General features: G+C 39.2%; 21 protein-coding genes. All 21 read left to right on the top strand.

Going from position 1 to position 20,472, the window contains the following annotated elements; translation table 11 throughout:
• Positions 1-1,645 precede the first annotated feature (1,645 nt).
• Complete coding sequence (locus LJF29_RS05980; RefSeq protein ID WP_229147562.1) at positions 1,646-2,275, top strand: DUF2971 domain-containing protein; 630 nt, start codon at positions 1,646-1,648, stop codon at positions 2,273-2,275.
• Positions 2,276-2,482: 207 nt separating this feature from the next.
• Positions 2,483-2,821 carry a hypothetical protein gene (locus LJF29_RS05975; protein ID WP_229147561.1) on the top strand — a complete coding sequence of 113 codons (339 nt, stop codon included), beginning with the start codon at positions 2,483-2,485 and terminating at the stop codon, positions 2,819-2,821.
• 61 nt (positions 2,822-2,882) lie between these two features.
• Positions 2,883-3,632 (top strand): hypothetical protein, encoded by a 750-nt coding sequence (locus tag LJF29_RS05970; protein WP_229147560.1) that lies wholly within the window; start codon positions 2,883-2,885, stop codon positions 3,630-3,632.
• Positions 3,633-4,114: 482 nt separating this feature from the next.
• Complete coding sequence (locus LJF29_RS05965) at positions 4,115-4,705, top strand: hypothetical protein (RefSeq protein ID WP_229147559.1); 591 nt, start codon at positions 4,115-4,117, stop codon at positions 4,703-4,705.
• A 201-nt stretch (positions 4,706-4,906) separates the two neighbouring features.
• On the top strand, positions 4,907-5,551 hold the full coding sequence (locus LJF29_RS05960; RefSeq protein WP_229147557.1) for a hypothetical protein: 645 nt from the start codon (positions 4,907-4,909) through the stop codon (positions 5,549-5,551).
• A 244-nt stretch (positions 5,552-5,795) separates the two neighbouring features.
• Entirely contained in the window at positions 5,796-6,161 is a 366-nt protein-coding gene (locus LJF29_RS05955; RefSeq protein ID WP_229147555.1) for an HNH endonuclease, read from the top strand.
• A gap of 227 nt (positions 6,162-6,388) precedes the next feature.
• Complete coding sequence (locus tag LJF29_RS05950; protein WP_032725452.1) at positions 6,389-6,904, top strand: phage terminase small subunit P27 family; 516 nt, start codon at positions 6,389-6,391, stop codon at positions 6,902-6,904.
• Entirely contained in the window at positions 6,901-8,610 is a 1,710-nt protein-coding gene (locus LJF29_RS05945; protein ID WP_229147554.1) for a terminase large subunit, read from the top strand. Before LJF29_RS05950 ends, LJF29_RS05945 begins: the two co-directional genes overlap by 4 nt.
• A 13-nt stretch (positions 8,611-8,623) precedes the next feature.
• Positions 8,624-8,794 carry a hypothetical protein gene (locus LJF29_RS05940; RefSeq protein WP_178938629.1) on the top strand — a complete coding sequence of 57 codons (171 nt, stop codon included), beginning with the start codon at positions 8,624-8,626 and terminating at the stop codon, positions 8,792-8,794.
• Positions 8,795-8,798: 4 nt separating this feature from the next.
• Positions 8,799-10,079, top strand: a complete 1,281-nt coding sequence (locus LJF29_RS05935) for a phage portal protein (RefSeq protein WP_229147552.1) — start codon at positions 8,799-8,801, stop codon at positions 10,077-10,079.
• Complete coding sequence (locus LJF29_RS05930; RefSeq protein ID WP_133486609.1) at positions 10,042-10,668, top strand: HK97 family phage prohead protease; 627 nt, start codon at positions 10,042-10,044, stop codon at positions 10,666-10,668. The genes LJF29_RS05935 and LJF29_RS05930 overlap by 38 nt, the downstream gene beginning before the upstream one ends.
• 38 nt (positions 10,669-10,706) lie before the next feature.
• Positions 10,707-12,002, top strand: a complete 1,296-nt coding sequence (locus LJF29_RS05925) for a phage major capsid protein (RefSeq protein WP_229147551.1) — start codon at positions 10,707-10,709, stop codon at positions 12,000-12,002.
• 23 nt (positions 12,003-12,025) lie between these two features.
• Positions 12,026-12,460, top strand: coding sequence for a collagen-like triple helix repeat-containing protein (locus tag LJF29_RS05920; RefSeq protein ID WP_133486613.1), 435 nt, complete (start codon positions 12,026-12,028; stop codon positions 12,458-12,460).
• A gap of 17 nt (positions 12,461-12,477) precedes the next feature.
• Complete coding sequence (locus LJF29_RS05915; protein WP_229147548.1) at positions 12,478-12,780, top strand: head-tail connector protein; 303 nt, start codon at positions 12,478-12,480, stop codon at positions 12,778-12,780.
• Positions 12,770-13,084, top strand: a complete 315-nt coding sequence (locus tag LJF29_RS05910) for a phage head closure protein (protein ID WP_019712664.1) — start codon at positions 12,770-12,772, stop codon at positions 13,082-13,084. Before LJF29_RS05915 ends, LJF29_RS05910 begins: the two co-directional genes overlap by 11 nt.
• On the top strand, positions 13,084-13,482 hold the full coding sequence (locus LJF29_RS05905; protein ID WP_229147546.1) for an HK97-gp10 family putative phage morphogenesis protein: 399 nt from the start codon (positions 13,084-13,086) through the stop codon (positions 13,480-13,482). Before LJF29_RS05910 ends, LJF29_RS05905 begins: the two co-directional genes overlap by 1 nt.
• Positions 13,479-13,871 carry a hypothetical protein gene (locus tag LJF29_RS05900; RefSeq protein WP_059335733.1) on the top strand — a complete coding sequence of 131 codons (393 nt, stop codon included), beginning with the start codon at positions 13,479-13,481 and terminating at the stop codon, positions 13,869-13,871. Before LJF29_RS05905 ends, LJF29_RS05900 begins: the two co-directional genes overlap by 4 nt.
• 14 nt (positions 13,872-13,885) lie before the next feature.
• Positions 13,886-14,497, top strand: coding sequence for a major tail protein (locus tag LJF29_RS05895; RefSeq protein WP_229147544.1), 612 nt, complete (start codon positions 13,886-13,888; stop codon positions 14,495-14,497).
• Positions 14,498-14,562: 65 nt separating this feature from the next.
• Entirely contained in the window at positions 14,563-14,940 is a 378-nt protein-coding gene (gpG, locus tag LJF29_RS05890) for a phage tail assembly chaperone G (protein ID WP_229147542.1), read from the top strand.
• 199 nt (positions 14,941-15,139) lie between these two features.
• Complete coding sequence (locus LJF29_RS05885; protein WP_229147540.1) at positions 15,140-19,627, top strand: phage tail tape measure protein; 4,488 nt, start codon at positions 15,140-15,142, stop codon at positions 19,625-19,627.
• On the top strand, positions 19,621-20,460 hold the full coding sequence (locus LJF29_RS05880) for a phage tail family protein (protein ID WP_229147537.1): 840 nt from the start codon (positions 19,621-19,623) through the stop codon (positions 20,458-20,460). The genes LJF29_RS05885 and LJF29_RS05880 overlap by 7 nt, the downstream gene beginning before the upstream one ends.
• Positions 20,461-20,472 lie beyond the last annotated feature (12 nt).

Raw genomic sequence — 20,472 nt, 5'->3', positions numbered from 1 at the left:
AACTTTGATTTTATTTGAGACGCTTTTTCGAAAAAAAGAAGCGCGTGAAAAACCAAAAAGGGTGCACAACTTTGATTTTATTTGAGACGCTTTTTCGAAAAAAAGAAGCGCGTGAAAAACCAAAAAGAGTGCACAACTTTGATTTTATTTGAGGCGCTTTTTCGAAAAAAAGAAGCGCGTGAAAAACCAAAAAGGGTGCACAACTTTGATTTTATTTGAGACGCTTTTTCGAAAAAAAAGAAGCGTGTGAAAAACCAAAAAGAGTGCACAACTTTGATTTTATTTGAGGCGCTTTTTCGAAAAAAAGAAGCGCGTGAAAAACCAAAAAGGGTGCACAACTTTGATTTTATTTGAGACGCTTTTTCGAAAAAAAAGAAGCGTGTGAAAAACCAAAAAAGAGTGACAAAAAATCAATTTTTTATATAATATGAGTAAAGTATTTTTTCGGGAAAAAGATAAAAGGCAATTATTTTTTTTGACTTTTTTATTCTCTTTGTTTATAAAAAAGTCAAAAAAAAACTTGTTAAACACAAGTCATTTTTGTTATCATAAGTTTATCGGTAATGGGCTTATATTTTTTTGCATATGAATTAAATTGATGAAAAATATAAAAGCCAATTTAAAAACTTTGCAACTTTTTAAAACATAAAAACTTGTTAAACACAAAGTACTTTTATTACTATGAGTTTATTCATTGTATACGTTTGAACATAATTTAAAACAAAAGTTTTGCAATGAGGATATTAAATTTAACATAATGATAATAGGATTTTAAAAAAGAAAAGCCACCTAGGGTTTTAGATGGCTTGTAGGTAATAGTTACTGTTGTAGTCTATTTAAGATCTTTTCTGTAATTCTGTTTTCCAATTTAATGTAATGATATCTAATTAACAAAATACCAATGGCTAAATAACCAATGCTCATTTCTTTCCCGAAAATTATTAACTTTGTGTCGAATAATTTTTCGAGTAAGAGTAGAAACAATCCTTCCATATTCATTTATCATTCACCTCCAATTTCAAAGGGTTTTCACTTGGAGGACTAAATGATTCTAGCACTTTAACCAATTTAACTATAACAGTCACCCTTTCTCATGTTTTAGCACGTTACACGGCGTGCTGAACCTATTGTATGTAAACAGAGGCTGCAACCTCTGGTGATCTCAAAAAAAGTAACACGAAAATGCCCTTTTAGGGCTTTTTTTAATATTTAAGAAATGCTAAGGATGTTAACATATTATTTTCCATGTTAGCATTCTGATAGATTTATAGTCAACAAAATTCGACAAATTTTCAAAAATCTTTGTAATCGGCTAAAACTCAATGCTCGAAAAGAAATGTGTACTTTAAAGATTATGAAAGGTTCTCACCGCAACAGGGTGTTGCTGTGATTTAATTTTTTAAGGGCTTTTTAATCCTTATGCTGAGTATTATACATGAATCATCCAACTGCTGGATGATTTTTTTGTTTTTCATACATTTTTTAAAAAAACAGGTGTGATTTGAAGATTTGGCTTAATAATAGAGAGGACAAGGGATTGTCTCAGCTCAACGAGTTGCACAGTATAAAACATATGGGTAATTCGTGGATAAATGTTACAAAATCTGTTAGTCTTAATTTGAAAAAATAATAGAAGAGGTTAAAGATGGGATATAGTCACGAGCAATGGGTAAACAGAATAGCTTATAGGGCAGATATAACAGGTCACTTAACACATTTAACAAAGCCTGTTTATGATGAAAATGGGGAATTGATAAAAAAATCTATATCTGTACTGAAGAAAATTATTGAGGAAAAAACTATTTTGGGAAGCTCTACAGAGAGTGGTTTTATAGTTGGAGATAGAAGAGCAGCTTGTTTTCAAGATATGCCTGCATATGGAATTAGTCAAAATATTTTACACGAACAAAATAATAAGGATGAATTAGGAAATAAACTAAGGTATCAAGGATATGGTTTAGCGTTTACTAAACCTTATGTTTTTGAGCGGGGTGGGCGTCCTGTTATATATGAAAAGACAGAAACTGCAAAGAGATTTTTACCGAGAAACGAATATTGGAGAATAGTTAACTATGATCTTGATAATGAAGAACATATAATTGATTGGACTCATGAAAGAGAATGGCGGGTTCCAGATCAATTTAAATTCGAACTAGATGAAGCTTATATACTTGTTCCAAATTATCATTCGTACAAAAAGTTATTAGAGAGAATTGATATGGATATTTTAAAAGAAATTAAAGGTATAAGCGTTTTGGGGAGTATATTGCTTTAATTGGCACAAACTTGGCAGAATAACGGCACACCATTTTGTTTTCGGTAAGGTATTATGGTAATAGGCAATAAAACGATAAGAGCATTTCATTGGATTTATGATGAGCCAATTCTCTTTTATTCATCTAGCAGCATCAATTCTTAAAGTTTGAATAAGGTGTTAAATTTAGGATGTATAAGACGATATATAAAATAGGAGGTGAATTTAATGATCATTGATCCTATTTTAATTAGCTGTTTGAACAATTATACACATGTAGAATTAAGTGTTGAACCAGATATACCAGGAAAAGATGAACAAATTCTACATGAGATAAAAGGTCATCAGGTATTTGAAACTAAGACGGGTGCACTCTTACTCATACATTTGAAGAACCCAGAAACTAACGAAGCATATACATACAGCTATCCTGACATAACTAAAGTTGAGCTAACCAATTGGTCAGACCGTCACGATAAATGGTATATATATTCTTTAGATCGCTCAGAGTTTAAAAATGAGAATTATGAGAAGAAGATGATATATAGGTTGATCTTTAAAAAATAAACAAAAAGCATCCCTAGAGATGCTTTTTGTATTTAGTTAAAACATATTAGGGGTGAAATGATTGGCATTAGATATTAATCAAACTTTTCTGATGAATTTACGAGAAAAATTAGAGGGAAATGGTTTTACTGCGGATGATTTTAAAATCTCCACGTTAACTAATAATTATTTGAAAGCAATAACTTTGCAAATTACTTATATTTATCACAAAGATTATTACTTTTCATTTGAATTAAATCCTGATGGAGAAATGAAAAATTTGGAGTTAAGTCCCGGGAAATTATTATCCCGTGAAAAAACAAGTGGCGCTTTCAATTATGGTACTCTTTCAAGAGAAATTAATACTTGGGTTAAGAATTTAAGAAGTGAAATGGGAAATTCAGTTGTTGGAAGACAAATTAAAGATACGCAAGAAAAAATAGAAGAAATTGAAAAGATTATTGATGAAAAGTTTGAAGAAGTATCTGAGAGTTATTTTACAAAAGCTGAGGGACAAAAGCTGAAAGATAAACTTGATGAGCTTGAAGAAAAGTATTCTTCAGCCTTTGATAAATCGGAAGAACTTGAACTTGAACTAAATGCTGAAAAGGAAAAGTTGCATCAGGAAATTGAGTTGTTGAAGGACCAAGTTCAATATTTAACTAAAAAGAAATGGGCAACTGCTTTAATGGTTAAGCTAGTTAATTGGTGTGCGAGAAATCCTCAGGCGGCAAAACAGATTGGTCAATCGGCAGTAAAAACCTTACTTCCAAAAGAGATCGAAGATTCTTTACCTACAAGTTTACTTCCACCTACAGATGAGAATAATTAAAATTAATATTCAGCGTTATGAACTTACTAACCTACAATTTATAAAAATCTAACATTTTTAAAAGCTCTCCCGATTGGAGAGCTTTTTTATTGTAAGTGGTCTATTATTATGCATAAGTTTTTGAAACCTTGTAATGAACCTAAATGCCCTAACCTGGTAAGAGAGAGCTATTGTAAAAAGCACAAGAGAACCAAGCTAGCCTATGACCAGTATCGTGAGTCCGCTGCTAAAAGGGGTTACGGACTGCAAGTGGAGGCAGGCGCGGCTCGGTTATCTATCAACGTGTCCGTTCTGTGTATCTTGCATGATGAAAGGTAGACGGGTGCCGGCAACAGTAGTTGAGCATATCAAGCCGCCCTTTTTGAAAGTTATTAACTCACTAGTTTCAAATGGAACCGGAGTTGATCTGAAAAGTTCGACAAATTCCGCAAATTGTTTCTTTATACATTGCTATCACCGATAATAAGGTGGGAGGTATTAATATGAAAATTGATTCAAAAGATTTTATTTTGATTCTAGTTATACTATCTTTATTATTAGGGGATTTACTGATTTATACAGGAATCTTAAATGAATTTTTTAAAGATAAAGAAACTTTATGGGCTGGGATAATTGCTTTTGTAGGAGCTGTTGTTGGAGGTCTAATAACATACTATGGTGTAAAGATCCAAATTTATTCCAGAGAAGTTGAAGTATTTATGAGTACTGTCTCAGAAAAACTAACAAAGCTTGATAGTTTATTAGGATCATTAGGAGGTTACCTAGACTTCATAGCTGTTATTCAAGATGACCCTACTTTGCATGAACAAACTAAGACAGTTCATATTGATGGTCATATTAAGGATTTTTGTAACAGTCTACGTGAAAATTTAAAAGAAATAAATGACTTTCTGGATTATGATTCGAAATTTAAAATAAAAAAATATCTTTCATCTATGTCAATACATTTTATGGATTATGAAGATGCATGTAAAGCTGAAGATACATGTAGGAGTATTTACCTGATATTATCAGAAGAAAAACATATTTTATACAGAAAGTATAAAAAATATAAGATCAGAAGCATCCTGTAGGATGCTTTTTCTGTAAAATGCTTCCGGTAAATCTCAAGATAGACAATTGGCGTTTTACTGCTTGAGTGTGGTGACAGATTAAGAAGAATAAATATGAATTAAAGAGAATCGTTCGACAAATTTTGCAAAATGTTTTGTTATTCTTTAATTTCATAGATAATAAGTAAAGATGTTTTTGCCGGAACGAAAGGAGATAGTACGTTGTTAGTATCTTTTCTAGATGGAATAAAAAACTTTTGCTTGGTTATACTCTCACTTTGTACGGTGTTATATGCAAGAAAAACGTATCTTGCTACTAATACACCCAGAATTATAGTGAAAAGCACAAAATATTCTTCGACAAGAGATAAAGGTGATACCTTAGTTTTTCACATTAAGAATTTTGGAAAAGGTATAGCTGTAAAGACTTATCTGATTTTAGAATATAAGGATGGTTCTGAAGTAACTAATTATTTATCGAAACCTGAAGTAACAATTGAAACTGATGAAGAAAGAGAAATTCGATTTAATTTTACGGAAGATAGAATTTTAGACTTTAAGAACTTAACAGGTTTCATTTTCTCACAGGATTTTTCTGGTGGATTTTATTATGTTAAATTGGATTTAAGCCAAAGTTTTAGTAATCAACACCTTAAAGAATTCGATAAATCTGTGCGTCCAATAAATCGTTTTGCTAATCCTTTGAAATTCAGAAAAATGAAAACTTCAATGAAACGAGCAATAGAACAAAGAAATACCTATATAGATGTGTTGGAAAGAGCACATGAGAAATTACATGCAGCTGTAAATGATGAACAATTCTTAAAACAATTAGAACAGCTCGAAAAAGATAGCAAGACTATTTAAATAGTTAGTAGTTAAAAGTACCTACAGGTGCTTTTTTTATTATAAGAAGGTTTAATTGCCTTAAGACACTTGTCAAATTATTGTGACACAAATATTTTGCACGACATGAATTCAATTTAAATCTGGGGTCTCATAGTAATTAGTCGCTTTTAATGAACATATACAAATTTTATCTTAAGCAAACAAATGAATATAAAACCATTCAAAGAGCTCAACTCTTTGTTAAAATAAAGGATGAATTTTTATGCCCCCAAGGTCTTTAAGAATATGCGCCGTCCCTGGGTGCCCCAGCCTCACTCGTGATCGCTACTGCAATGCACATGAGACACAACAACAAGAAGAAACAAAACATTACAACAAACATTCAAGAAACAAAACAATTACAAGTTTTTATAAATCAACAGATTGGAAACGAACAAGACAACTTGCATTGATACGAGACAATTATCTCTGTCAACATTGTTTGAAAGATCACTTCTTCACTCCGGCTGACATGGTGCATCATATTGTGGAAGTAAAGGAAGATTGGGAGAGAAGATTAGACTTGGACAACCTTGTAAGCCTGTGTAACGCCTGTCACAACAAGGTTCATGGTGGTAAGGGCAAGTGACTCTCCCCCCTATCCAAATCTCTGGAAAGGAAACGTTTGGAGAACGGCGCCCCCTCTTTTGCAAACAAACACCGCTTTTCAAAGTTCCGGAAAAACAAAATACCCTCCCGGCGGAATTGCCGAGAGGGCTTGGTACGACTGGTTTTGTTGTTAATTCCATCGTATCACGATTGGTGAGAAAAACAAGCAAAAAATGCAACTTTTTTGATGTGAAATGAGGTGAGAACATGCCGAGGCCTGCAAAATCCGCCACGCTTCAATTGATACAGGGCAACCCAAATAAAAAGAATACGGAAGAGCTGGCCGCCCGGGCTGAGCACGAGAAGAAAATGAAAATGCGATCCGATAATATAAAACCGCCAACGTGGTTGGATAAGGTCGGAAAAAAAGAATTCAAGCGGGTTGCTGCTTTATTAACAGAAGTCGAAATCATCACGGAAGCGGACATCAGCATGTTGGCTGCCTATTGTAATGCCTATTCGCAGTATGTATCAATTTCTAAAATTATTGAAGAAGACGGGATCATGGTCCATACGGAAGGACAAGACGAAGACGGCAACCCAATAAAGCTTGTTGGTGAAGAGCATCCGTTATTAAAGCGGCAAAAGAATTATTTTGATCAAATGAAATCAGCAGCGAATGACTTTGGCCTTACACCGTCTGCCCGGGCAAAACTTGCTATCACCCGTACCCAGGAAGAGCGGGAAAAGACGGCTGCGGAGAAGGAGTTTAAAAACGTATGAAGACAATCAAACAATTTCTCATTGATTACTCGCGCGATGTGATATCGGGTGAGATTGTGGCGTGTGAAAAACACATTTGGGCCTGTGAGCGTTTTTTAAATGATGTGAGTCGGGAAGGAACAAGGGAGTTTCCTTATGTGTTTGATGATGAAAAAGCCCGCCGGTTCCTTTATTGGATGACTCAGTTTAAACATACAAAAGGACCTTTGCAGGGTGAAAATATTGTACCTGACCCTATTCAAATATTCATCTTTGGCAATGTGTACGGCTGGGTGCATAAGGATACCGGCTATCGTCGATTTAAAAAAGTCTATTGGCAGGTAGGTCGTAAAAACACCAAAACGCAGAGCCTGGCTTGTGTTGGTTCTTATGAGGCAATGGCAAACGATGAATATATGTCCGAGGTTTACATTGGTGCCACAAAAACGGAACAAGCAAAAATCTGCTGGAATGAAATTAAGGCGCAGATTATGCAAGCCGACCTTTTGAACAAGCCGGAGAAAAAATATCGAATTGCATATGGGAAAATCGAGCATCCAAAAACTCAATCTAAAATCGAGGCGCTTTCCAAGGATGCTGGCAAAACAGGGGATGGTTTTAACCCGCAATGCGGCATTATCGACGAATACCACGCTCATAAAACCTCAGAGATTTATGATGTCCTGGCTTCCGGTATGGCTGCCCGTGCTCAGCCATTGATGCTGATTATTACTACGGCCGGATTTGAATTGAATAACCCTGCTTATCGAGTTGAATATGATTATGTATCCCGCATATTGGACCCGAATAAGGTGGAACAAAATGAACAGTATTTTGTGATGATCAATGAGCTTGATAAAGGTGACGACGTTAAAGACGAAAAGAATTGGATTAAAGCAAATCCGATTGTTGCGGCCAATGAACACGGCTTGAATTATTTACGTGGAGAGTTGGAGGTCGCACTTGCCGTCCCGGAGAAAATGCGAAATTTCATGACAAAGAACATGAATATCTGGGTTAACATGCGGGAGAATGGCTATATGGATATGCAGGCATGGACAGATTGCGGATCTGATAAACTCCCGGATTTGAAAAATCGAGAGTGCTATGTTGGCATTGACTTATCAAAAACAATTGATTTAACGGCAGCATCTTTTATTTTCCCGTTAGATGACGGCAGTTTTGCTGTAGAAAGTCACGGATTTATGCCGGAGGATACATTCCATGAAAGAATGAAGACAGATAACGTCCCCTATGATTTGTGGAAGAAAAAGGGATGGTTAACGACAACAGATGGTGCCGTTGTTGACTATGACTATATCAGGGCTTTCATCAAAAGAATGGAGAACCAAAATGGATGGCGAATCAAGGAAATAGGTTATGATCCATACAACGCCACACAGTTTGCTCAGCAAATGGAAGCTGATGGATACACAATGGTTGAAATACGGCAGGGTGTAGCCACGTTGTCCGAACCCACAAAGGATTTTAGAGCTAAAGTAAAATCGAAAAAAATCATACACTCGAAAAATGACTTACTGACCTGGGCGATGGGTAATGCGGTGACAAAAGTTGACGCTCAGGAGAATATCATGCTTGATAAATCCAAATCAACTCAGCGGATTGACCCGGCAGCAGCGTTAATTAATGCGTATGTACGCGCTTCTCAGATTAATAATGAAGTTGATTTAAATGCTTATATTCAGTCAGCTTCTTTCTCTTTCTAAAGGTGGTGTAGGAGTGAAGAAAATATTGAAGGTCTTTCTACTCTTTTTGAATGATTTTTTATTTATCATTGGAGCTGCTTTTGTTCTGACTGCCGCATATCGTTTGAACGCAAACATCGGTCTTATTCTGACGGGTGTATTTTTTATGTTTTATGCTGCGCTTTTAAGCAAGAAAAGGGGGTGATTAATTGTTTTTAGAAGGATTGTTTTCAAAAAGATCAAACGAATCTGACCCCTGGAACCTTGCTGATCCACCAGAGTGGATAGTTGATATGTTTGGTGGTTCCAAAACGGCAAGCGGTGAGCGTGTAAGCGAAGCTACTGCACTGGTTCATCCTGATGTGTTTTCCTGTGTGAATGTCTTATCCGATGATATTGCTAAACTTTCGATTCATACATTCCAAAAGGTTAATGGAAATATCAAAAGCGGAATGCAGCATCCAATTGCTTCATTACTTTATCTTAAACCGAATCAATACATGACAGCTTTCACTTGGAAAAAGCTCATGATGACCCATGTTTGTACCTGGGGCAATGGATATTCATATTTAAAGCCTGATAAAAATGGTTTTATTACTGATTTGCTACCGTTAAATCCGGCCCATACTCACCCCTATGTGGATCCGAATACAGGAATTTTGTGGTATGAAACCATCATTAATTCAAAAAGAGTGGAATTGTATGCTGACGAGGTCTTGCATTTTAAAGGTATGACTGAGGACGGGATTAACGGTAAAAGTCCAATAGGCGTTATAAGAGAGCAAGTCGGAGCTCAATCAGCTGCTACTAAGTTTAACGCAAAGTTGTATAAAAATGATGCGACTCCCAGGGGTATTCTGAAAGTGCCTACCTTGTTAGAGGAAGGCGCGAAGGACCGAGCAAGGAGAGAATGGGACAGGGTAAATGCAGGGAGAAACATTGCCATTATTGATGCCGGGCTTGATTATCAATCTATTTCAATGCCTTTGCAAGAGGCACAATTTGTAGAATCAATGAAATTTAATAAGGCTCAGATTGCTTCGATTTTTAAAGTCCCTTTGCATAAGATCAATGAGCTCGATCGGGCGACGTTTAGCAATATTGAACACCAATCTATTGAGTATGTAAAAAATACACTTCAGCCGTGGTTAGTATCGTTTGAACAAGAGTTCATTACTAAGCTGTTTACCGATGACGATATTAAAAAGGGGTACTATACCAAATTTAATGTTAATAGCGAATTACGCGGTGATGCAAAATCAAGGGCTGAGTATTACGAAATTATGGAACGCATCAGCGGTTTGAATATTAATGAAATCCGAGCATTAGAAGAGAGAAATGCCATAGAAAATGGAGACCGTCATCTTGTTTCTCTAAATTACACGTTCTTAGATACGCTTGAGCAATATCAAATGAGTAAAGCAAGATCAGTTAAAGGGGGTGAAAACAAAAGTGAACAAGGAAGTACGTCATCTGACAACGAAAATTGAGTTACGCTCTGCCGGTGAAGGCGAAGAGAAAAGGCATTTTATTGAGGGATACGCTTTGAAATTCGAAAAATGGTCCGAGCCGTTGGGAGGGTGGTTTAAAGAAATCATCAGCCGGAACGCCCTGGATTCTACAGACCTATCTAACGTAGTCGCTCTTTTTAACCACCGTCAGGATTATCCCTTAGCGAGAAATACCGTTTCTGAGGACGTAGGGAGGCTGGAACTAGAGACAGATGCAATAGGTCTCAAATTCCGTTTTATCCCTACAGACACGTCATACGCGAAAGATTTAATGGTGAATGTTAGAAGCGGAGTCGTTAATCAGTGTTCTTTTGCTTTTTCTTTGGATTACAGAAATGGAGAGCCAGATGAGTGGCAGCATAATGATGAGGAAGGAGTTTATGAACGGCGAATCAATGCTATAGATAGAATCTTTGACATATCGCTGGTCACAACACCTGCCTATAACGATACGGAGGCTGTTGTTAGTGAACGAAGTTTGGCTAAAGTGGAGCAGTTAAGAGAAATGCGTGCTGCCCCAATTGAAAAATTAAAAATGGAGCTTGAACTTTTAGACCTGACAATTTAGGTCTATTTTTTATGTCCAAATTCAAGGAGGAAATACGAATGACAGTTGCTATGACGAAAAAAGAACGTGAATTGAGACAAAAATTCACACAGAAAAAACAAGAGGCATCCAATCTTCTGAATGAAGGGAAGTCCGAAGAAGCCCGCAGTATGCTTGATGAAGCCAAGGCACTGCAAAAACAAATCGAGCTAATGTCAGAAGAGCGTGGCTTGGAACTGCCGGCATTGGATGAAGAACGAAAATTTGTACCAGAATTCGAACGAAAGCCCGATGAAGAACCCGAACAGCGCGATATTTTAACAGCTACAAAAGAGTACCGGGATGCTTGGTTTAAAGTGCTGACCGGATGCAGCCATGACCTTGGTGAAGAAGAAAGAAGCATGATGCAGCGTGTCCTAAAAGAAAATCGTTCGTTGTCTTCTGGAAGTGACAAAGACGGGGGTTACACAGTACCAGACGATATTTCAAAAGAGATTTTGAAATCAATCCAGGAGTTAAACTCTGTTAGGAACCTGGTTCGCGTTGTACCAAAAACTGCTCCGTCAGGGAGTTACACTGTCAGAAAAGGTGTAGCTGGAAAACTCTATAACACGGCCGAGAAAGAACAAATCAAAGAACTGAAAAACATGGAATTTGATCAAATCTGGTATAACGTGAAGAAATTCGCCGGATTTATGCCTGCGCCTAGCGAGCTCTTAAATGATTCATTTGTAAACTTTGTCCGCGAGATCGTGGACTGGCTTTCTGAGTCTGCTATCGTAACAGAAAATGATGAAATCTTTTACGGAGTAGGCGGCGAGAAGAACGTTGAAGGAATCATTTCCAGCGGGAAATTCAAATCAATCAAGGCACCGTCTCTCATCACTATTAAGTTCTTGCGGAAAGTCAAAAACCAGATTAAACGAGGGTACCGCAAAAACGCAAAATGGGTGATGAACACAGAAGCGTTTGAAACGCTGGCAAACATTGAGGACAAAAACGGCAGAGGTATTTTGGCTGAAGACCCTAGAAATGAAGACAATTTCCTTCTGTTCGGCCGTCCAGTTGAAGTCTATGACGAAATTGTTACTGACGAAAAGACACAAAAAACACACATTCTTTTTGGTGATTTCAAACGTGGATATTTTATGTTCGATCGTCAAAAGTTCGAAATTAAATCAACTGATGTGGGCGGGGATGCTTTCCTCACTGATCAAACATATTTCCGAGGCATTGAACGATTCGACGGGAAAGTTGTTGATCCAGAAGCAGCTATCATCGTGACTGATCTTGTTGTTGGAGAAGAGGCACAAGTGGAAACACCATCGACTGAATCTGCGGACTTAGGCAAATAAAAAAATGAAAGGATTGAATTAACATGGCAGATTTTTTAAATGAAAGTAACGGAGCAAAAACATCAGCAAGAGACAACGGATCAGGGGAACCAATTACAGATGTCTCTATCGCGGACAACAGTGAACAAAATCCTCTCTATGTAAAAGGCCTTCAAGGCGAACCCGGTCCGCAGGGACCAAAGGGAGACAAAGGAGATACTGGTCCTCAAGGTCCAAAAGGAGATGCTGGACCACAAGGTGAGCCAGGTCCCCAAGGTCCAAAGGGTGACAAGGGTGATCCAGCTGTTATCGGTGAACAATCCATCTCACATGAAATGCTGCAAGAAAAATCAGTCCGCAGCATTAACATTGGAACGGGTAGCGTTATGATGGATCACTTAAATAGTGAAGTGAAAAACGTATTAGATGGGCTACAAAAACAAATTGATGAGCTGAAACCTAACACTTCTGCTGAATGAAAGACAGGTGATGTCGAGTGACAGAAGAAGAGAAAGTTGAATTAGAAAAGGCAAAAAAGTTCCTCCGGGTTGACGGTGACCTGGAGGATGATTTGATTTTAGACTTTATTGCATCAGCAAAAGAATACATTGCTTCGGCTACCGGTCTTACATTCCCGAATAAATCAGCCAGGGCGGCAATGTGTGTGAATGCATTCGTTGCTCACTGGTATGAAAACAGAGAAATTGCCGGGACAACTTCTAACTTGGACGGCGTGCTGACTACCATGATCAATCAGCTCAAATATACATTGCCGGAGGCTGTTCCTAATGTTGAATGACATGAGATACCGTATTCAATTTCAGAAAAAGAAGCCTGCTGGCCGTCTTCCTGTGGATGGAAAGGACAGCTGGCAAACGGTAATTGAATGTTGGGCTAAAGCTGAAGGTTTAAAAGGCCGAGAGTATTATGCTGCGGCTGCGATCCAGAAGGAAAAGACAGTGGAATTTACAATTCGACATCGCGAAGACATAGACGAGCATATGCGAATCATCTTTCGTGAAAAAGCTTATGAAATCGAGTCGATCTTGCCTAACTATTCGCGCCGGCATTTCATTACAATTAAAGCAAATGTGGTGAGTTGATGAATTTTGAGCTGGAATTGAAGGGGTTTAAAGAACTGGAATCTACGTTCGCAGACTTAGCCCGCAAGGACGAAAAAATCCATAAAGCAACCGTAAAAGCAGGCGGTGCTGTATTGGCGGAAGTAATCAATGATAATGCTCCGCGGTCAGCTATTGGGGGTAAGCACCCTCACATTGACGAGGACATTATTGTTGGAAACAGGATAAAGCGAGATGAAGACGGAGAAATATATGCCGTTGTCGGCCCCACAAAGGACACTAAATTCCGTGTTCACTTGCCGGAGTTTGGAACCATTCATCAGGCAGCAAATCCTTTTATTCGAAACAGTATGATTCAGGCAAATGTTAAGATGCTTGATGCTATGGAAAAGGTCATAAAGGCGGGGTATAAGCTATGACTCTTTTAAACCTCATCGAAAGATCAATGCAATTAAAGGACAAGGTATTTGAAGCGCTGGAAACCCATCCGGCGCTTTTATTATTAATTGATCCTGCAAATATTTATGAATTGGCCGTACCAGAAGGGCTTGAAAGTTCTCCTCCTTACATTGTGGTTCAGGAGATAGACTACAGAACAACTAAATGGGCTGATGGGAAGCCGATACAAGACAGCGCCGTTTATCAGATTGATGTATACCACAATAGTTCATGCGATCCTATTTTTGCCCCTATTGTGGACGTAATGGGCGGCCTGGAATTTCAGACAACGGTCCCTATCAATGAATTTTTACAAAAAGAACGGCTTATTCGAAAAGGGTATCGGTTCGAAGCGAACATTTTATTATAATTGGAGGTCTTAAGATGCCTGAATACAGTTCAGTTACAGGTTTGAAGAATGTGAAATTTGCGCCTTTAAAAAAGGCGGGTAAATTTTTTGTTCCCACAGAAATTCTTGACTACGAATTTGCAATTAATATGAAAGTTGAAACAGAAACATCCACAGAAAAACAATATGCGGATGACAAACTTGTCGATCTTGCAGTTTCAACTGGTTCAACTAAATTAGACATTGAAATGCGGGATCTGCCAATGGAGATTCTCTCTAAATTACTTGGAATTGAACAGGATGAAAACGGATTGTACTTGTTTAAGAAAAATATCATTCCTCCATGGGTTGCTATGACGTTCCAAGGACCTAAAGCAAACGGCAAGTCTCGTCATGTGGGCTTGGTAAAAGGGAGATTCTCTTTGCCGGGTGATGAATGGAAAACAAAACAAGATAAAACGGATTTCCAAACGATCAAACTTTCAGCCGAATTCGTAGATAGAGAGCAGGACGATGTGTTCAAAATTGTTGCGGATGAAGATGGAGAGAAATTCGATCTAGATCACTTTTATAAGGCAGTTTTTGGGGATGCCTATCAAAATAAACAAGACACAGAAGAAAATGTAAGTGCTGATCTTGGAAAATAAAAGGGGGAGCTGAAAAGCTTCTCTTTATTCAGATAAAATCTATTTAATCAAAAGGAGGAGTCATTATGGCTCAGAAACATATTTCTATCAAATTGTGGTTTGAAGACGAAAAAAAGTTTAAAACTTTTATTGCACCGCGAACAAATACAAAGACACTTCTTGAAGCGCTGAGGTTGAATGCAGAAGCAGAAAAAACGGCAGATAATCTTGAAAAAAGCATTAAAACACTGGAAAAACAAATGCAGTTCATCGTGAGGATTTTCAGAAACCAATTCTCATATGAGGAATTGTTCGAAGGACTAGAGTCTTTTGAAGTCGGGAAAGAAGTCAGCCGTATTCTTTCAGAGGTAGCCGGTTATAAGGAAATCGAGGCCTTTGACCAAGATTTTTTGCAGGAGAAGACGGAGAAGAATACACCTACGAACGAGGAATCCAGCAAATAAATGAAATTTATTCCACACTGCTTGAACAAGGGTGGAAAATGACTGAAATAGATAACATGGACATTTACCATTACTTAGAGGTTTTGGCTGAAAAGAATAAACCAAAAATTAAAACGGTAACAATTGATCAAGTCTTTTAGACAGGTTCTCACCTGTCTTTTTTTATTGAGTTTATGCCAGGAAAGCGGGGTGTTTACATATGGCTCAACCAATAGGAAACATGGTTGTCAAAGTAGGTCTTGATGATACAGGTTTTAATCGAGGTATTGAAGGCCTAAAAAGGCAAATGCGCCTGGCAAACTCAGAAATGAAGGCGGCCGGCAGTATTTATAAAAATACCGGTGACCAAACGAAGCTCCTTCAGTCGCAAATGGAAGGGCTAAACAATAAATATAAGATTCAAGGCCGTTTAGTTCAAGAACACCGTCAGAGATATGATGAATTGGCCCGTCAAAAAGGAAAGGATAACCGCGAGACACAAATCCAAGCTCGGCGCTTAAATGATGCAATAGCTGTTCATCAAAATTTAGGAAGAGAACTGCAGCAGGTTACTAAAGAATTTGAAAATACTTCTGCAAGTGGAAAGCGAGCAGCAGGCGTTTTTTCTGTCTTCAAGAAAGATTCACAAGAAGTATCGAAAGAGTTAAATGCTGTCTATAACTCTGCGACCGAAACAGGGAAAGCACTGACAGCTATAGGAGCTGTTGGGGCTCTTGGCATCGGGGCAACTGTAAAGGCTGCAGCAAGCTTTGAAAAGGAAATGAGCCGGGTTGCAGCGTTAGCAAATGCAACGGATGACCAAATGGCCGCGCTTACTGAAACTGCCCGTCATCTTGGGGCCGTAACACAATACACTGATGGGCAAGTAGCTGAAGGGATGCAGTATTTAGCTATGGCCGGTTATAAAACCAATCAAATCATTGATGCAATGCCTGGTTTATTGGCAACTGCGGCAGCTGGACAAACCGATCTAGGTGTCACAGCTGATATTGTCTCAGACATCCTAACTGAGTTCCATATCAAAGCAGAAGACACAAACCGTGTTGCCGACGTTATGGCCTATACGTTTACCAATTCGAATGCCACTCTCCAAGAGATTGGGCAAACCATGAAATATGCGGCCCCGGCGGCAAAAACTGCGGGCGTAAGCATGGAAGAATTGGCCGCGGCAACCGGCATCATGGCGAACAGCGGGATTAAAGCTGATATGGCCGGAACGGCATTAAGGTCTACACTAACTCGTTTGGCTGCGCCTCCGAAGCCAGCAGCATCCGCAATTGAAGAGCTGGGGCTTAAAGTAACCGACTCAACCGGGAAAATGCGGCCTTTAGCTGATATCATGGGACAAATCACCGAGAAAACGAAAGATTATACAGAGACGGAAAAAATCCGGATTGCCAAACAGCTTGCCGGCCAGCATGCTCTTTCAGGATTCATTACCTTAATGCACGCTGGAAAGGATAAACTCCAAGACTTTACAAAAGAATTGGAGAACAGCGGCGGCACGGCAGAAAAAATCGCCGATAAGCAAATGGACAACCTGGCCGGATCATTTGAATACCTAAAGTCGGCCACAAATAATGCTGTTATTACACTTGGAAATCAATTCATCCCTGTGATACGTGCTACAACAGACGTTATTACAAGCGCTGTCACATGGTTTGATTCCTTGCCTTCTTCAGTGGCTAGCACAATTGCCATTACAGGTGCGGCGGTTACCGTGTTCTCGCTCTTGGGCGGTGCTTTCCTACTCACATTAGGTGCAATTCCTAAAATGGCTGCTGGTTGGAATATGCTTCGCACAGCTGGGGCGTATTTAACCGGGAATGTGAATCGGGCTTCTACAAGTCTAACCGTTTACTCTGCTGAGGCGATTGCGGCTGGCACAGCCTCAAGAACAGCGGCCGCGGGCATGACTGCCACTTCAACAGCTGCGGCAGTAGCATCCACAAGGATGGATCGATTCCATCAAACCTCTGCACTTGCCACAACCAGGGTAGGACGGCTTGAACAAACGACAACCAGAAGCGCAAGAGCGATGAGTGGTCTTGGCGGTGCTTCACGTGTAGCTGGTCTTGGACTTAGCCTATTCGGCGGACCAGTCGGAACAATAGCCGGGCTGATCCTTTCTTTTGCACCTGAACTTGTGAAATTTGGATCAGGCATTGTAAAAGCTGGAGTGAATGCAGTAAAAGGTGCTGGCGGCTTTATGAAACTTGCAAAAAGTGGTTTCGGTCTTTTTGACATTCTTAAAAAAGGTACCGGAGTTGTCGGTCTTTTGCGCGGTGGGCTCAGTTTGCTTGGTGGTCCAATCGGAATAGCTGTTACTGGTGTCACCCTTTTAGCTGATGCAGGATTTAAGTATTACGACAACCTGAAGAAAAGGGTGCTGCCGGCGACTATCGACTTTGGCGATAAGGTTTCTGAATCCACTTCGAAAGCGATTAATGCCTATGAAGATATGAACACTAAAGTCGGTGCCAAGCTTAATTATTACTATTTAACCAATAAAAAGATCACGAAAAAAATTGCTGATAACATGTCCACCGAGTATGAGAAGATGGGCAAAACCATACTTGACGGTTATCAAAAGAGCACTGATAAATCTTTAAAAGTGTTAAGTGATTTTTATGCTTCCAATAAAGAAATGTCAGAAAAAGAGAAGACAGAAACATTACAGAATATCAAAGACAACAATAAGGACAAGCATAAAGAAATATCCGGTTATACCAAGCGCATCAAAAAGATTTGGGAAAATGCTGCTAAAGATCACCGAGATATCACAGATGACGAACGTAAGGAAATAGAACAGATTATTAAGAAAATGAATAGCCATGTTGAATCTGCTCTTACTAAAAGTAAAGAGGAGCAGACAATTATCGCCGGAAAATTAAAAGACAACAAAACTCAACTTTCTGCAAAAGAAGCAGCTGCCACAGTTAAAAACAGCAAAAAAGCAAAAGACAATGTGGTCAAGAATGCTGAAAAGCAATATAAAGAAGTAGTGAAAAACGCTGATCTAGAGTATTACGTCAAGGGTTCTATCACTAAAAAACAACATGATGATACAGTTAGCTCTGCGAAGAGCCAAAAAGATCAGGTTGTGAAACAGGCTGAAAAAACTCATAAAGGCGTAGTAAGTGAAGCGAAAATGCAGGCTGCCGGGCATGTAAAAGAAGTAGATTGGGAGACAGGGGAAGTGCTCGGGAAATGGGATACTTTTCTCGTTGATCTAGCAGGTGTTGTTAATAAAATTACCGGCGGGATCAATACTGTTCTTGAGTTCATGCACATTCCTACCATTCCTGAATGGAAGCCTAAAGGGTACAGCGGAAATTCTGAAATGCAGGTAGCGCCAGGCAGGGCCTATGCAAAAGGGACAGACTTTCACCCAGGCGGAAGGGCGTTAGTCGGTGAAGAAGGTTTTGAACTTGCTCATACACCAGGCATCGGAACTTATGTGGTTGGAATGGGCGGCCCGCAGGTTTGGGATCTACCGCGTGGTACATCGGTTCTCCCACATAGTCAGTCAAAAGAAGTTATAGCAACAGGACTTCCTGGTTATGCAGGAGGTGTCGGGAGCTTCTTCAAAGACGCCCTTAATGGCTCCAAGAAGCTTGTGAAAGGAGCGATTTCAGCAGGGAAGGGCGTTGTCAATAAAGCGAAAGATGTTGCATCGGGTGCTATGGAAATGATCTTGAATGGCCCTGAGAAAATGATTAAGAACTTGTTTAAGGGCTTTATTCCTTTTAAGTCAGGAAAAGGTGTGGACTCACTAGGAACTGGTATACTCCAAACATTAAAAAATGGAGCTGGTCAGTTTTTAAAAAGCATTCTTCCGGATGCCGGGCTTTTCACAGCAGATGCATATAAGGGAGCGACAGGTTCTGCCCAGGTTCAAAAATGGGTAGCAGAAGCTGTTGGCATTGCTGGTGTACCTTTCTCATGGGTTCCTGGCTTGATCACCATTGCAATGAAAGAGTCTGGCGGAAATCCCAATTCCATTAACCTTACTGACTCAAATGCAAGAGCCGGTCATCCTTCTCGTGGGCTGATGCAGACAATTCCAAGTACGTTTTCATCCAATGCGTTTCCTGGGCACAATAACATTTTGAATCCGGTTGATAATATACTAGCTGCCATCAATTACATCAAAGGACGTTATGGAGATATATCCAATCACCCTGGTTTAAAATCAATGGCTCGCGGCGGCCCGTATGTGGGTTACGCAAAAGGAGGGACTTCACCGGGGCGTGGCGGCTCTAAATGGGCGATTCTAAACGAACGGGGCTTTGATGAGACCACGATTACAACAGACCCGACGTATCGGGAACGTAACATCGGTTTATGGGCGCGTGTAGGCCGTGAGCTTGGTGTTCTTCCGTCACTTCAACAAGGGATGATTTCAAAAGCCCTTGTGTTGCTTCAAAAAGCTTCAATGGCTACAGCTGACAAAGCGCCACAGACCAATGTAAATGTTGACATGAGCCGTGTGGTTGAGAATCAAGAGAAGCAAATCAGCATGATGAGTCAGCAAATAGATGCTCTTCAGCAAAACATTCAGCTGTTACAGCAGCTTGTTTTGAAAGACAATCACACGTATATAGACGGGACAAGACTGGATCAAACCAGTGCGGACCGTTATAACAAAAAACGTTATAGAAACGGGGGTAAGCCTGCATGGTAAAACTGTTTATTGATTTTAATAATGGACTAGGGGAGCAGAGCCTTGACAGCTTACTCCCTCAATTTGAAGTATTGAGCTTTTTGCCGGAAGCTCCAAATATTAATCGGGAAACAATTACGATCCCTCGGCGGCACGGTCTGATTTTGCCGCAGCACCCACGCGATGTGACTTACGGAGAAAGAAAAATAAATGTTGAGATTTATTTGAATGCGCTCAAGCATGAGAATTTTTATATGTACAGGCATCAGCTATATGCCCTATTGGTTAAGCCGTTTCCTTATTACATTTCTTCTGATCTTTGGCCGAATCGCCGTTTCCTTGTAACATGTGACGGGAATTTCAGCATCCAAAAAGAGAAGGAGAAAACCTACAATGATTTTTCTGTGGAGTTCACTAACATTACAGGGATGGCAGAATCAACTTTTACAACAAAAGATAAGCAGTATTTCACTAGAGTAAAACGAACTTTCGGTATGAACATCCCGCCTAATGACCGGTTGAACTATTCTTTTAAGAATCAGAAACGTTTCTCTGTGTTTAATCCCGGTGACGTACAGATAAATCCACTGGACCATGATTACAATGTCTTGTTAAATGCTGCAGGTAAAAATGTAACGTTAATTAATCATACAAATGACGAAAAGCTCAGGATTGAACAGGAACTAAAGAAAAACCAGCAAGTTTCAATCCTTAAGCAATATACAATCATTAATAATACGCCGATTAAAACATCTGGCCGACTGCCGAGTCTTGAAATAGGATGGAATGAGTTTGAAGTTCAGAACACAAGTGACTTTACCATCCAATTCGATACTCGGCTTTATTATTTGTAAGAGGTGGTGGTT

The sequence above is a fragment of the Bacillus sp. LBG-1-113 genome, assembly GCF_020708615.1.
GTDB classification, from domain to species: Bacteria; Bacillota; Bacilli; order Bacillales; family Bacillaceae; genus Bacillus; species Bacillus mojavensis.
Note: the sequence above shows the minus strand (reverse complement) of the source record. Positions and strands in the feature narration are given on the sequence as shown.